Genomic DNA, 12,175 nt, shown 5'->3' with positions numbered 1-12,175 from the left:
ACATGGATAATAATTAAATTGTATCAATTTCTGCAAGATTATATCAATATAAATCAAAGACTCTTCCAGCATCTCTTTCTATTAGCTTAACGAATGCCTTTTATTAATGCTTTTTATATTTATCAATTATCATTTTTCGTAAATCATCGAGTTCAATTATCCCACCAACGTACTTTTTAAGTAAAGACCGATTATCTTTCGTCAATGGTTCAGCTCCCAATGAATTAATCGCTTCAGCATTAGCAACAAGTTTTTCCCTTACTGCCTTTGTTGTATTAGCAATACTATATCTATTCATTATAATCGTTCCTTCAGTATTCACGCCCCTTTTACTTCCCATTCCATTCTCTCTTATAAAAAAATTACATTCCAGCTTTTTCCGCATTTTCACTCGGATTTGTAACGATTTTTCACTGTTTTCGAGAAAAAAATTACGTTCCAGAGTAGAGGGATTCCGAATGACTTCCTGATTTACCTTTCGCCTGAAAAACTAACGAAAAAACTAGTAAAACTCCTGGAATCACTCGACTCTATTGCGTGTGGAAAACAACTGAAAAGGAATTGGATGAAGCCTGAAACCTTATTGGACAAGGAATGGAGAGGCCTAGAAATGAGAGAAACAAATAGATATGGATTGGAAACTGATTGAAATGGAGATTGATTTGTGATGGGATTTTATACGATTTTGGAAATAAAAAATCCGAAGGTCTTCCAGGAAAAGTACCGAAAAAAACCTACGGAATTGGAACGTAACTATTATTTAAAGACCGATGATAATATCTAAGAAACGGAAATTTTTATTTGGGACACTTAGATAGCTGATGGTTATTCGTGTTTATGTTGATCGTTATCTTTATCTTGATCGTTATCTTTATCTGACTGGTCTATAATCTGATCCTCTATCTCTTCAAATTCTATGTCAATGATGTCTGACATTTCTCTCTTAATTTCATTCGTATCCTTTTGAAATTCTTGTGTTGAGTAGTTTAAAGAATCATACATTGTATTTCTTAAACGGTTTCCCATTTTAGTCATTGATGTATAAGTTAGACCACCAGAAACTACTCCTCCAACAACAGGAATTACTTTAGAGACCCCTTTTGCAAATATATCTTTTGTCATCTTAACCCCAATAAGAGTTGCTATTTTCTTAACTATAGGATAGTAGAATGTTTTAGTTAATGCTTTTTGAGGTAGCTTTTTTAATGCCTGTTGTGCCATTTTGGAAGAAACCACTTTTAAGGTCGAAGCAGCCCCCCCTACACCAAACATAACACCAAGGAATAAAATCAATTCACTTCTCACTCGCTCCAAGTCTAGTTCATCATCATCCCAAAAGTCCCTGTATCCAAACATATAAGCTAGTTCTTGAGATAAACGTAAAGCTACTCCGAAAAATTGAAGAGTGTCGGCAGGAATTGTGGCAGCCATAGCCCACCCACCAGGTAAACCAGCCGCAAACGATGTTCCAGAACTTTGTAACGTTCTTTTATTTACGAGGGATTTTGCCATTCGGTTAATGTAAACGAGCATAATATTCCAGATACTCTTTTCCACTTTAATCCGGGAGAAAATCTGAAATAATGTGCTATTTTTTTCACTATATTTCGGAATGTGCAGAATCTTTTTCAATTAATTTCAGCTTAAATTTGGTAAAAGAAAACCCCTAAAAAGGGGCATGAACTGGCATATAATCCTGTCTTTTTATCCGGATTTTATACACCTCGTGAGTGTGGAGAACGAACCTTACTTCACTTTCAAGAGTTATGAACCAATCAAAGTCCTTTTCCAAGGTTGCCTTTAAATATCTGGTTTGGATTCTCAGTTCAAATGACTGGCCTTGCTCTACCCAAAAGGACTGTTGTCCTAACCACGCTCTCCATTCTTGCTGATAATGGTCAAATACTAATATCCCACGCTTCATGACAAGCCATTATCCTCTATAGCTAACCTAACAATTTCCTCATCAATCTGTTCCTTATTAAGCTGAGATCCAAATAATAAACTATTAATCGTTAATGTATTAATAACACGCGGCCAACCCTGAGAACGTAAAGCAATAGCTTCTATAGCGGTTTCTGTAAAGATAGGCATTTTCGATCCTGCTAGCTTCATATGATGATGTATATAATTGGATACTTCCTCTTTCGATAATGGTTGAATCTCATATTTCATAATCATTCTCTGTGATAGTGGCCGATGATGATTTAACGCTAAGCGAGTCTTTAAGTGCGGTAGGCCAGCTAAAACCAGGATAAACGGATTAGTTGAGTCCATTTGAAAGTTAAATAATAGTGCGATATCTTGCAAAAAGGCATCTTTGGCCATATGCATTTCATCTAAAATGAAAACGGGTGTGATCTTCCGTTCCCCAGCCATTCGCTCGATTCCATGTTGAATTTGCCTAAAAAGATCAACTTTACGGAACTTCGGTTCCTCCCCTAAGCCGTATACTAACCCCCGGTAAAAATCCATGACACCACCAGTTGAAAGGGGAAAGTAGATTAGATGATATAAAGAAGGGTTTAGTGACTCCTTGAAGGACCGCAAGGTAAAGGTTTTGCCTGCGCCTGGATCCCCAATAAGGAGACCCATTCCCTTTGATTTTTGTAAATAATTTAATGCATTTAAAGCCCCTTGATAATCAGTGGAGGGAAACGCATCCGCTGGCCGTATATCCTTCGAAAATGGTGCTTGAGCTAAAGAGTAAAAAGATTTATACATGATCTTGTTCCCCTTTCAATTCAGCTGTTTGAGATAATGAAAATGGAGAGCGAGCCCGTTTTACATGCGCATTATCCTTCATGGATACCGGAACTGCTTCAGCCACTTTCTTATCATTCTCAAAGATATAGACACCTTTTTCGTCTAGCCTCACATCGATGGAATAACCGATAAAACGTGAAGGTACCTCGTAGAGTTGCTTATTTAAGGTTATCGTACTATCAGCCTTTACCTTCCGTTGCTCTCTTTTCAAAAAGATTGTTTCAAGAATAGACAAATCCTCCAAAAATGTTATATCCTTTAGTTGAGAGTGGAACACCTCATGAGGCGTTTTACCCTCTAAAGAGGCATGAACTCTTCGATGATAATTTTCCTCAAGCCATCGCCAAAACCTCTCATTCAGCTCTTCTAATGACTTGGCTGGCTCCGCTTGTAATAATGGATAAAACCGTGTTTGAATCGTTTTAAATAGCCTTTCTATTTTCCCTTTCGCACGGGGATCATACGGCTGCGTATGAGCTAAGGTAATCCCAAGCTGAGCACAAGCATATTGAAGCGTTTCAGATCTATAAATCTTGCCATTATCCGCATAAATGATGGTCGGTTTTCCCCTTCGAATTAAAGCTTCTTTCGTGACTTCTCTTAATCCATCAAACTTCTCTGACGAAAAGAATTGCGCGTACGGCACAAGGCGAGAACAATCGTCAATGTAGGCAATTAAAAAGGTCTTTGTCTTTTTTCCATTGATGGGCACAAATGGCCCATGAGATAAATCGGCCTGCCACAATACGTTCACCTTGTCGTGAGCGAAACGTTTTCTTTCTGGAGTCGCTAAAATTTGCTTTCCTACAAGGTTGTGTTTTTTTAATAATCGAATTATAGTAGAGTAAGATATTTGATTTTTTTGTATCTCTCCACGCTCGATTAGTTGTTCGTAGAAAACACTAACCGGCATATGGGGAGATTTTTTTCGTATTTCAAGAACAAGATCTTGGTCATCAGGGGACAGCCGTCGAGAATTCCCTCTATCCATGCGCTTTTTCGGCTTTAGTGCCTCAAACCCATTTCTTCGATAATGAAGCAGCCACTCTTTCATTGTTTTCTCTGCAATTTTCCTTTCTCCATAATGAGGGACAGAATGAACCTTACCCTCTAATCCTTTTAAATATTCTTTCGGGTCAACTTGTCCATTCAAGAGGGGGGCTATTAAGCCATACCGAAATAAGGCCACTTTTTCACGCTCTTTTTCATTCATGGAATCTTCCTCCTTTTTCATAGAAGGATGACCGGTCATCCATGGTTATTATTCTACTTTTTTCGATATTTTCTGACTATGAAAAAGGTATGTGGGACAAAGAACATTTTTAAATTCACCCAAATATGATAGAATTAATTTGCCATAAAGTATTTTGATAAGTGACCCCGTGACCTTCGTAAGAAGGGTGATTCGCCAAAATCAAGGATCATTTTCATATATTTTGTGGCTTCTCTATTTATATCCTCTGACATGCCACTTTTCTTCCCCAAGCTGATAAAGAAGCTGTGAATCCAATTAATACATTTTAAGTAACGATTAAGATGGAACCTCAATAATTGTCGGCTGCCTTTCGCTTTTTTCCTTTGAAGAATTTTCATCACTCGTTCTATAATTGTATGAATAGTATGTTGAAAATAAGGGATAAGAAAGTCTGGAAGGATAGAGATATTCACTCCACACTGTAAACATCTTAGGCGACAAATTGGGATACGTACGGTTGTCTCATCAGTTATTCCATATCGCCAGTAATAGCCGTTACGATGAAGATTCCCATGGGCATGACATTTGCAGTTTGGACATACATCAAACAAAGGAAATCCATTCTTTTTTCCTCTTTTTTCATACTCCACTAAGCTGATACCAAAATCATGAAATTTGATCATAAAAAAACTCCCCCTTCTAATATGCAAAAAATTTAGCACATTATTCTAGAGAAGTATATAAACAATTCCGGAGGAATTTGAGAGGATATAAAGTGACAGTTTACAATATTACTAGTATTCATATTAAAATTATCACTTCAACAGAAGGCGAATATCTAACCTTCTTTTTTATTATCTACATGTTTTGAGTGTTGATTGTTGTCAAATTACAGAAATTTTGATATGTAAAGTTGCATACTATCATAAGGTTCTTATAAGGTTATATGTAACTTAAATCATAGTCCATTATAGCATAGTAATTTTATTTTTAGTTTCAATCTTAGGAGTATCGGATTTTAATTTTTTCTTTATTTTAAACCCGGAGTCCCTTTTATCAAAAGCTTCATTAATATATTTTTCCGGATCTTTAATAAAAGTTGAAAAGCGCATTAATGAACAATATACTTGCGAATCATTATAATGAGCTTCATTCCCCTCATAAATTCTATTCTCATAAACTAAATCAGGAGTATAAATTTTATAGAAGCTAGTTGTATTTCTTAGTTTTATACCGCAATTACAACTAGGTGAAGTACAAGTACCCGATTTATACATTAAATCATAAACTTCATCTCTTACTACAGCTAAAAGCCCATTTGGATTATTCCCCCAAAGTGATGCTTGTATTTCAGAATTCACGAATGGTCGTAGGGCAGTCTCTTGTCCAATAATAACCAATGTAACAGTTGAATCTGATAAATATTCTTCTCTTATTTTCCTCATTATTGTCTCTTCTGAATTATCTGTATCTATATCTCCGTCATGAACAGATTTATCTATAAAGTCCTCACCCCCAAAACCTTCAATAATTTGATCTTTTAAATCTTGATCATTATCATGGTGGTAACTAATAAATGTCTTATGCAACTTTAATCAACCCTTTCCCACTTTTGAAGATTCACATGAAAATAGCTGTTTACGTCAGATCTAAAATAATTGTTTATTTCATTAAACCCTTTGCAAATCTCTTCATATCGATAATAATGCTTTTGTACCTCATGTATAGGAGTCAAATAAAATTCTAATAAATCACCTGATCCATCAATTCTTTCAAGTTCATTTTTTTCAGAAATGTGTTTATACCATCTTCGATAGTTATTTTGATGTGATGTCAAAAACTCATTGAGTACCTGTAATATTTCATTTGTTTTACTATATAGTTCTTCTTGCTCTTTATGGGTCCGACGGCCTCTCTCTTTTTTGTTTTCCAATATTTTTATTTCATTTCTAAAAAACTCATATGTCTTATAATAGGAGGATAATGTCTCATCAAAATTATCTCTGTCAAAATCTATATAAAATAAAGCTCGCTTTGTATCTAAAAAAGAACGGACAGATCTTTTATACAAACTAACCGGATTATCAAATAGAACATTGAAACCTCCTAAACTTACTTTTTCAATTTTTATAGCCCATTTATTGGTTAAAAGCCCAAATATTATAATTACCAATAACAACATAGGTAGAAAACCTAATAATAATGTTGAAAGTGTTTTTACATTGACTAATATACGGTTACTACTCAAGGAACTTAAATCTAACCATACGACAACGTAAAGAAATAAAATTAACAGTATTATACAAAAAAGATACAATGGATTAAAAACTCTTTTTCTATTCAACTATATACCTCGTTTCATTTTTGTAACTAATATCATGATTTTTAAAGTGGCCGGAATGCTTTTACTTAATTAAAACTACTACTGCATTAATAATTCAAATTAATATATCACTCCTATTCATTTGCGATTTTTGCCAACCCTTTTAAAACCAAAGATATCATTTCTGGTATATGAGGACTATTAAACAAAATTAAATTTTCATCTTCAGAAAGGCCATTATTCAAACTGCTGATTCCCTTTTCCTTTAAAAAATTTAGAACCTTATCATAATCTATGGATTCATCATCTATACTTTTAGAGTTATATTCTTGAACCATTTCAGAATACTCACGATTACTCATTTGAAAATCTCCAGTTAGCTCTCTTGGTTTATTTCCCAATAAAGCTTCAATAACAGCCTTTGTACAACCTCCAAAACCACCTAACAAATAAAGAGGCTTTCCATCACGGAGGGCTATGTATGCTTCTTCCAAAAGTCCCGGATATTTACCTTTATAATTTTGAACTGCACCACCAATTAATACCCTAGCATCAAGGTCGTTGTTCATTTCTTCTCGCATTTTCGTTAAACTATTTGCCCAAATTACTCTATTTTCTTTACAATTTGGTGGTAAAAATTCACGTGGATCCACTTGTGAATTTTCAGGTGAATCTATCATTTTAAAATTTACAACCTTATTTAATTCGGCACGGATGGATGTTGTTACGTTTAGATATATTGGCCATGCTTGATAATTATCAATCTTGTGAGCAGATTGTACCTCTTCAGGAAAATAATTTCGAACTAGATTATATAATATTTCTGTAAATCCTCCTTGTCTTAAATCTCCACCATACAACAACTTTGCTCCATTAACTAGAAGATATCGAGAAAATTCTACAAATGCATCTTCCAAGTGCATATTGTTTAACCCATAACTCATCAAATCAGAAGAATTCGAAATTGATAAACCTACCTTAGTATTTTTCAATATTTCTAATTGGTCGCTAGATGCTTCTTGTTCTGCATAACGCAGTATGGGCAGCATTGTTGGTGTTAGAAATTTAAAATTGGGCTTGATTGACGTTAGTAAAGCAAGCTCTTCGTATCCAAGAGGTGGATCAGGATATAAAACTGTCAATAAATCTTTATCCCCTTCTTCTTCGATAATTTTAACAAAGCTCATCAACTCAGGATGATGTGCTAATGTATGTACTCTATCCGATACTTCATAAATGTTTGTTAAGCTTTCTAAATGTAATTTTGTATATAAATCTCGTAAAATCTCAGTTAAAGTTATATTGATTATATCCTGTATCATTTCTATTGAACCATCCCAACGCACAGTCGGTACGTTTCCTAAATAGGGAAAACTTCTTTCTTCACCAGTTGTTATTAGGTTAACTACAACGATAGGAATGTTTGAAAGTTTGGCTTGAATTACTTCTTTCCGACACCAATCACGAGACGAATAGGTATCCGTCTGAAGAACAAGAAGGGCAGTTTCTTTTATTTTTATACTTTGATTTATTTCACTTGAAAAGGAGTACCCTGATGCAATGTCTGTGGCATCAAAAAAAGTTTTTAGAGGGGTTTCTTGATGAATATAATTTTTAATTGCTTTGGCTAGCTCTGAACCATCTTTTTTTGCGTGACTTAAAAATAACGAAACGGGAGCCGTACTTAACTCTGTTTCTGTGGAGATTCTTGGACGACTAAGTAGTAACCTACAAATCTCATGCGTTGCATTCCCTAAAAGTTTTTTCAATTTTTTTTCTTCACTATCTATTTCATGTAGTCTTATATAATTTATAGAACTTATCTCTTCAAGCTGGAACGCATTCTTGGAAATAGATATTGGGTAGATACGATGCATTCCATCCTTCCTACTTTTAAATTCATTCCACAAATCCACTAAATAATTATTCCATTTAGAATCAACGACCATTTCATCATCAATCAAAACTAAAATAGCAATATGTTTAGCCTCATTCAAATCTATTACTTTATCAATATCATTATTAAAATATACAGGAATACCGGGTCTTCGATATATTATATCATTCTGAATTTCTCGTCCAAAATTTGCATATATCTGATCCGCATACATTTGACCTTCTTTATAATTTGGATGCCACATTACATAGATTTTTAAACTTGGTTGATACCTTTTCTGTGTTTGCACGATATACCTCCTATTATAGTAACTACTCACAACGATTTCGCTGAAACTGTTTTAAAGAATTATTGATTCTTTCTAATTTAGATATACGATTCTGAAATGCATCGTCCACTGCTTTTTTAATTCTTGATTCACTTGCACATACCCAATCCCATGTATAAATATTTGCATAACCACTTTCTATATTATCTGCTAATCTAGGTGGGATGTCTTCATAATAATATTTTCCTTCTGATGTCAGTGGAAATTCAGGTAATAGTATTCCAATTAGCCCTGAATATCCTCCTACTTTTTTATTTAATGCAGCTGATATTTCCCAATCTACATGTTTACGGCAACGTGTATTAGGACCAATTAGTACAACCAATACTGATGTATCTGTAATATATTCTTTTTGAATAAGCCTTTTTATATAATTGGTACTCAAGTCAGTATCTATTTCTCCATTAGAAACTGACTTATTTATAAAAATATGCCCAAAGCGATTTTCAAACTCATTTTTATAAAACTGATCATCTTTATGGTAATAACTAATAAATGTTTTATGCCTAGAAGTTTTGTTAACTATATTCCCAAAAAACATATTATGCCCTCCCCTAAAGTTATTTTTGCCAATCTAAATAAGCATCTAATGGATGAACTGCAATAGAATGTTTATTTAATTCCACAAAATTTGATACTGACTTATTTAATAAAGTACTTTGTTTACTTAAACTCATTAAATATTCATTTAGTCCCGCTGTACCTCTAATTAAATAAGTAATCTCCAAATAAGATGGTATGGTAATAGTATTTTTTAATGTTAATGTTGATAGAGGTTTCCTTGATCGTTTGCCAAATCCAATTTCATATGGTACCCACCAAGATTTCACAGTTTCTTCTGATACAATACACATTACATGTGAAGAATACTCTAAACCTTTTTCTATACTTTTTGTAATAGCATCAGGATTTCCACTTTTGACTGCTTGATTTAACGCTTCATCATAAATGTCTAAGTAAATATTATACCCCGCATCCTGAATATAATTTCCTATTTTGACAACTGCATCTTTATCTTCACTTATATGAGACAAAAAAATACAAATAGCATTTGCATTACTATTACTACTAGCGAATATACTCTTTTGTACTAAATTATTGGGATTGGCCAAATTAATTCCTCTCATAAAATCCCCCCGATTTCCTATTCATAGTTATAAAGAATCAATTCCTTTTATTATACCACCTTTCAGTTATTTGGAAATATCTAGATAATCAATTACTTAATTATACTAATCAATGGAGGTGAGTTCTTATTTTGAAAAAGCGAGCGATATTTACCCATTTTAATTTGAACTCAACTTTTTTATTGAGTGTAACTAACGACCCAGTGATTCCATATCTTGTTGGATTAACTCCTAAATCATTTAAAGCATATCTTGAAGAAATTCTCGGTCCAATAAAGAATATTTACATTTTTCTCATTTTGAAGATTATTTTTATGAAAATAAGATGCTATGGTCAATGAGAATATTGCACATGTAGTTTCTGGATAATAATTAAATAAAATTTCACCAGTTAATAGTTATCCTAAATAAATAAAGGCATGTTTTGAATTCCATATTCAAAACATGCCTTTATTAAATTTGGTAATTTAGTTAAAGTTCTAAATACTAGTTTCACAAGATCCAGCTAACTATAGTATTAACAATATAACTTCCTTAACAAATTTAATTGTAGCCACCTCATGTTATTATTTTATAAGTTTTTTTACATTTTCGACAATATCCTCAAATGTATTAATAGCTGAGTTAAGGGCTAATTTACCCGCTAATGAATAACTGTATTTTTTCACTTGGTCTGCTGTAACATTGTGCCAAATTGGAAGTATCATTTGATTTCCAGTTGAACCTTCTTTATTTAAAATTCCATCGAGTTCATAATTAGTCCAATATTTCTCGATAAAACTTGAGGAAATAACTACTATCCCATATTTGGAGTTAGCTAGTCCTTTATCGATTTCTTTTCTAATACTTTGCCCCCAGCCAATACTGTCAGTATCGTACCAAATTGTAACACCAGCTGCTTTTAACTCTTCCGCCAATTCTGAAACATAACTGTCCTTATCATCTGCTGAATGAGATATAAAAACATCATATTCTATATTATATTCTAATCCATTATTTTGCGAAGAAGTTAGTAGTTCCAAACTAGATTTTTGTTGGGCATATAATTCGTTAACCTTTTTTTCCTGTTGAGCATATATTTTTCCAGCTTCTTTTTGCTGAGTTTTACTTAGTTCAGTTAATGTCTTATTTAACTCTGTGGTCTTTTTTGCTATGTCAGACATCAACTTTGCCTGTTCTCCCTTAGCTCTTTGAATTTTTATATTTTCACGGTCAATTTCTTTTAATTTTGAGGAAATTGTGGAAGAATTCTTTGTTCTTTGTAAAGCAGAGTTTGCATTGTTTATTTTCTTAATTGAGATACTCTCTTCCTTTACTACACCTGCCCGTTTACCTTCTAATCTACTTATATCTGAGCGTAGCCTTTTTACTTTTGACTCCAGTAACGATATACTTGTCATAATATGAGCTTCATCCTTTATAAAAATTTATTTAGGCTCTTTAGTTTTTTCTTTAATGTTAAGCGTCTGATTATTGCTTTCTTTTACCAATAAGAGCATGTTTTAATTTCAAAACATGCTCTCTTGTTAAAAAATAAACTTCTTATTTAGATTTTGCCTGAGCTAATACACTACCTGCCAAAGACCTTGCAACTTTACTTGAACGTTTGCTTTTAAGTACTTTGGAAGCTTTTGTAGCTAGTTTTGCACTTGATGTTTTTCTAGAACTAGATTTAGCCATTTAACTTCACTCCAATAAATTATTAAGGTAGGAGAAATTAGAACATATATACTCTTTTTTTTCTAATTGAATACGTTTATGATAAATCTATAAAATTATTTCAACTGGGTTTCTATGTGTTGCCGCACATTAGAATCCCTTTTTTATTTGTCTTTGAAACTTACTAATTTCTCTATTGATTTCGCGTTCAGCCTTATTTAATTCAGCTTTTATTTTGTTCTCGGCACGACGAATTTCACTATTTAATTTTGCTTTACTAAAACTTTTCACCATTCCCAACTCCCCTTTCTATTTTTTTTGGATAAATATTCCCCTGATTTCATTATATCATTCTATTAGGCTTAAACACAATATATGGTGTTGTCATTTTTTAATATTACTATATATAGTTATTATTAAATATTAGAACTTCAAATAATCGGTGTTATTTCAATTATAGTCATATGCTGTCTCCACAAATTTTTTGGTGTTAATAGATTTTTATATACCCTTCTTCTATTCTTACTTTCCTCTTCATTATCTTGTTCAATCATCACAACTTATTTTATACTTAAAATACACCCATGGAAATATATGTAATACATTTAGGTAAATGAAATAAAAAACAGTATTGTTTTATACAAATTGTAAGATAAGTACTTTTCCTAGCTAAACGAGGTGAGAAAATGTTTGTAGCGATTGATCAAAATGGAGAGAAACAATTTGCATTTCATGAAGATAAGTTAAATTTAAGAACACTATCAGAAGCAAAAGAACTTTATTGCCCTAACTGTCAGAAGAAAGTTTTCTTTCGCGGAGGACTAAAGCGCATTCATTAATGTGTGGTCACAGTGACGCCTCGGAATTTGTCGAAGACTGA

15 protein-coding genes are annotated in these 12,175 nt (G+C 33.0%); 1 reads left to right on the top strand and 14 read right to left on the bottom strand.

Annotated elements, in window-relative coordinates:
* Positions 1-103: 103 nt before the first annotated feature.
* The 14 genes from AB3U99_RS05020 to AB3U99_RS04955 form a co-directional block, all read right to left on the bottom strand.
* A complete protein-coding gene (locus tag AB3U99_RS05020; RefSeq protein ID WP_400245967.1) occupies positions 104-340 on the bottom strand; it encodes a hypothetical protein in 237 nt (78 codons plus the stop codon).
* A gap of 485 nt (positions 341-825) precedes the next feature.
* Positions 826-1,431, bottom strand: a complete 606-nt coding sequence (locus AB3U99_RS05015) for a hypothetical protein (protein ID WP_400245965.1) — start codon at positions 1,429-1,431, stop codon at positions 826-828.
* Positions 1,432-1,666: 235 nt separating this feature from the next.
* On the bottom strand, positions 1,667-1,924 hold the full coding sequence (locus AB3U99_RS05010) for a DUF5348 domain-containing protein (protein ID WP_400242245.1): 258 nt from the start codon (positions 1,922-1,924) through the stop codon (positions 1,667-1,669).
* Positions 1,921-2,724 carry an ExeA family protein gene (locus AB3U99_RS05005; RefSeq protein WP_400243044.1) on the bottom strand — a complete coding sequence of 268 codons (804 nt, stop codon included), beginning with the start codon at positions 2,722-2,724 and terminating at the stop codon, positions 1,921-1,923. The genes AB3U99_RS05010 and AB3U99_RS05005 overlap by 4 nt, the downstream gene beginning before the upstream one ends.
* Positions 2,717-3,979, bottom strand: a complete 1,263-nt coding sequence (locus tag AB3U99_RS05000; RefSeq protein WP_400242241.1) for a DDE-type integrase/transposase/recombinase — start codon at positions 3,977-3,979, stop codon at positions 2,717-2,719. Before AB3U99_RS05000 ends, AB3U99_RS05005 begins: the two co-directional genes overlap by 8 nt.
* 134 nt (positions 3,980-4,113) lie before the next feature.
* The gene (locus tag AB3U99_RS04995) at positions 4,114-4,644 is read right to left on the bottom strand and encodes a DUF6431 domain-containing protein (protein ID WP_400245963.1); all 531 of its coding nucleotides are present in this window, start codon (positions 4,642-4,644) and stop codon (positions 4,114-4,116) included.
* A 285-nt stretch (positions 4,645-4,929) separates the two neighbouring features.
* Positions 4,930-5,550, bottom strand: coding sequence for a TIR domain-containing protein (locus AB3U99_RS04990; protein WP_400245961.1), 621 nt, complete (start codon positions 5,548-5,550; stop codon positions 4,930-4,932).
* 2 nt (positions 5,551-5,552) lie between these two features.
* Positions 5,553-6,305, bottom strand: coding sequence for a hypothetical protein (locus AB3U99_RS04985; RefSeq protein ID WP_400245960.1), 753 nt, complete (start codon positions 6,303-6,305; stop codon positions 5,553-5,555).
* A gap of 113 nt (positions 6,306-6,418) precedes the next feature.
* Positions 6,419-8,470, bottom strand: coding sequence for a TIR domain-containing protein (locus AB3U99_RS04980; RefSeq protein ID WP_400245958.1), 2,052 nt, complete (start codon positions 8,468-8,470; stop codon positions 6,419-6,421).
* 22 nt (positions 8,471-8,492) lie between these two features.
* Positions 8,493-9,050, bottom strand: a complete 558-nt coding sequence (locus AB3U99_RS04975; protein ID WP_400245956.1) for a TIR domain-containing protein — start codon at positions 9,048-9,050, stop codon at positions 8,493-8,495.
* Between the two features lie 19 nt (positions 9,051-9,069).
* On the bottom strand, positions 9,070-9,636 hold the full coding sequence (locus AB3U99_RS04970; RefSeq protein ID WP_400245954.1) for a toll/interleukin-1 receptor domain-containing protein: 567 nt from the start codon (positions 9,634-9,636) through the stop codon (positions 9,070-9,072).
* Between the two features lie 566 nt (positions 9,637-10,202).
* The gene (locus AB3U99_RS04965) at positions 10,203-11,036 is read right to left on the bottom strand and encodes a TIR domain-containing protein (RefSeq protein WP_400245952.1); all 834 of its coding nucleotides are present in this window, start codon (positions 11,034-11,036) and stop codon (positions 10,203-10,205) included.
* Positions 11,037-11,178: 142 nt separating this feature from the next.
* Complete coding sequence (locus tag AB3U99_RS04960) at positions 11,179-11,316, bottom strand: hypothetical protein (protein WP_400245950.1); 138 nt, start codon at positions 11,314-11,316, stop codon at positions 11,179-11,181.
* A gap of 129 nt (positions 11,317-11,445) precedes the next feature.
* On the bottom strand, positions 11,446-11,589 hold the full coding sequence (locus AB3U99_RS04955) for a hypothetical protein (protein WP_400245948.1): 144 nt from the start codon (positions 11,587-11,589) through the stop codon (positions 11,446-11,448).
* 392 nt (positions 11,590-11,981) lie between these two features.
* Between AB3U99_RS04955 and AB3U99_RS04950 the strand changes: the two genes are divergently transcribed.
* Positions 11,982-12,134: a competence protein CoiA family protein gene (locus tag AB3U99_RS04950; RefSeq protein WP_400245946.1), complete on the top strand. Its 153-nt coding sequence runs from the start codon at positions 11,982-11,984 to the stop codon at positions 12,132-12,134.
* Positions 12,135-12,175: the final 41 nt, after the last annotated feature.

Origin of the sequence: Niallia tiangongensis, from assembly GCF_044704065.1 — a bacterium.
GTDB classification, from domain to species: domain Bacteria; phylum Bacillota; class Bacilli; order Bacillales; family Cytobacillaceae; genus Niallia; species Niallia tiangongensis.
Note: the sequence above shows the minus strand (reverse complement) of the source record. Positions and strands in the feature narration are given on the sequence as shown.

What these genes read in the sequence shown, in the direction of transcription:
- AB3U99_RS05020 (WP_400245967.1), bottom strand. Translation starts at nt 340, where the DNA reads ATGGGAAGTAAAAGGGGCGTGAATACTGAAGGAACGATTATAATGAAT.
- AB3U99_RS05015 (WP_400245965.1), bottom strand. Translation starts at nt 1,431, where the DNA reads ATGGCTGCCACAATTCCTGCCGACACTCTTCAATTTTTCGGAGTAGCT.
- AB3U99_RS05010 (WP_400242245.1), bottom strand. Translation starts at nt 1,924, where the DNA reads ATGAAGCGTGGGATATTAGTATTTGACCATTATCAGCAAGAATGGAGA.
- AB3U99_RS05005 (WP_400243044.1), bottom strand. Translation starts at nt 2,724, where the DNA reads ATGTATAAATCTTTTTACTCTTTAGCTCAAGCACCATTTTCGAAGGAT.
- AB3U99_RS05000 (WP_400242241.1), bottom strand. Translation starts at nt 3,979, where the DNA reads ATGAATGAAAAAGAGCGTGAAAAAGTGGCCTTATTTCGGTATGGCTTA.
- AB3U99_RS04995 (WP_400245963.1), bottom strand. Translation starts at nt 4,644, where the DNA reads ATGATCAAATTTCATGATTTTGGTATCAGCTTAGTGGAGTATGAAAAA.
- AB3U99_RS04975 (WP_400245956.1), bottom strand. Translation starts at nt 9,050, where the DNA reads ATGTTTTTTGGGAATATAGTTAACAAAACTTCTAGGCATAAAACATTT.
- AB3U99_RS04970 (WP_400245954.1), bottom strand. Translation starts at nt 9,636, where the DNA reads ATGAGAGGAATTAATTTGGCCAATCCCAATAATTTAGTACAAAAGAGT.
- AB3U99_RS04965 (WP_400245952.1), bottom strand. Translation starts at nt 11,036, where the DNA reads ATGACAAGTATATCGTTACTGGAGTCAAAAGTAAAAAGGCTACGCTCA.
- AB3U99_RS04960 (WP_400245950.1), bottom strand. Translation starts at nt 11,316, where the DNA reads ATGGCTAAATCTAGTTCTAGAAAAACATCAAGTGCAAAACTAGCTACA.
- AB3U99_RS04955 (WP_400245948.1), bottom strand. Translation starts at nt 11,589, where the DNA reads ATGGTGAAAAGTTTTAGTAAAGCAAAATTAAATAGTGAAATTCGTCGT.
- AB3U99_RS04950 (WP_400245946.1), top strand. Translation starts at nt 11,982, where the DNA reads ATGTTTGTAGCGATTGATCAAAATGGAGAGAAACAATTTGCATTTCAT.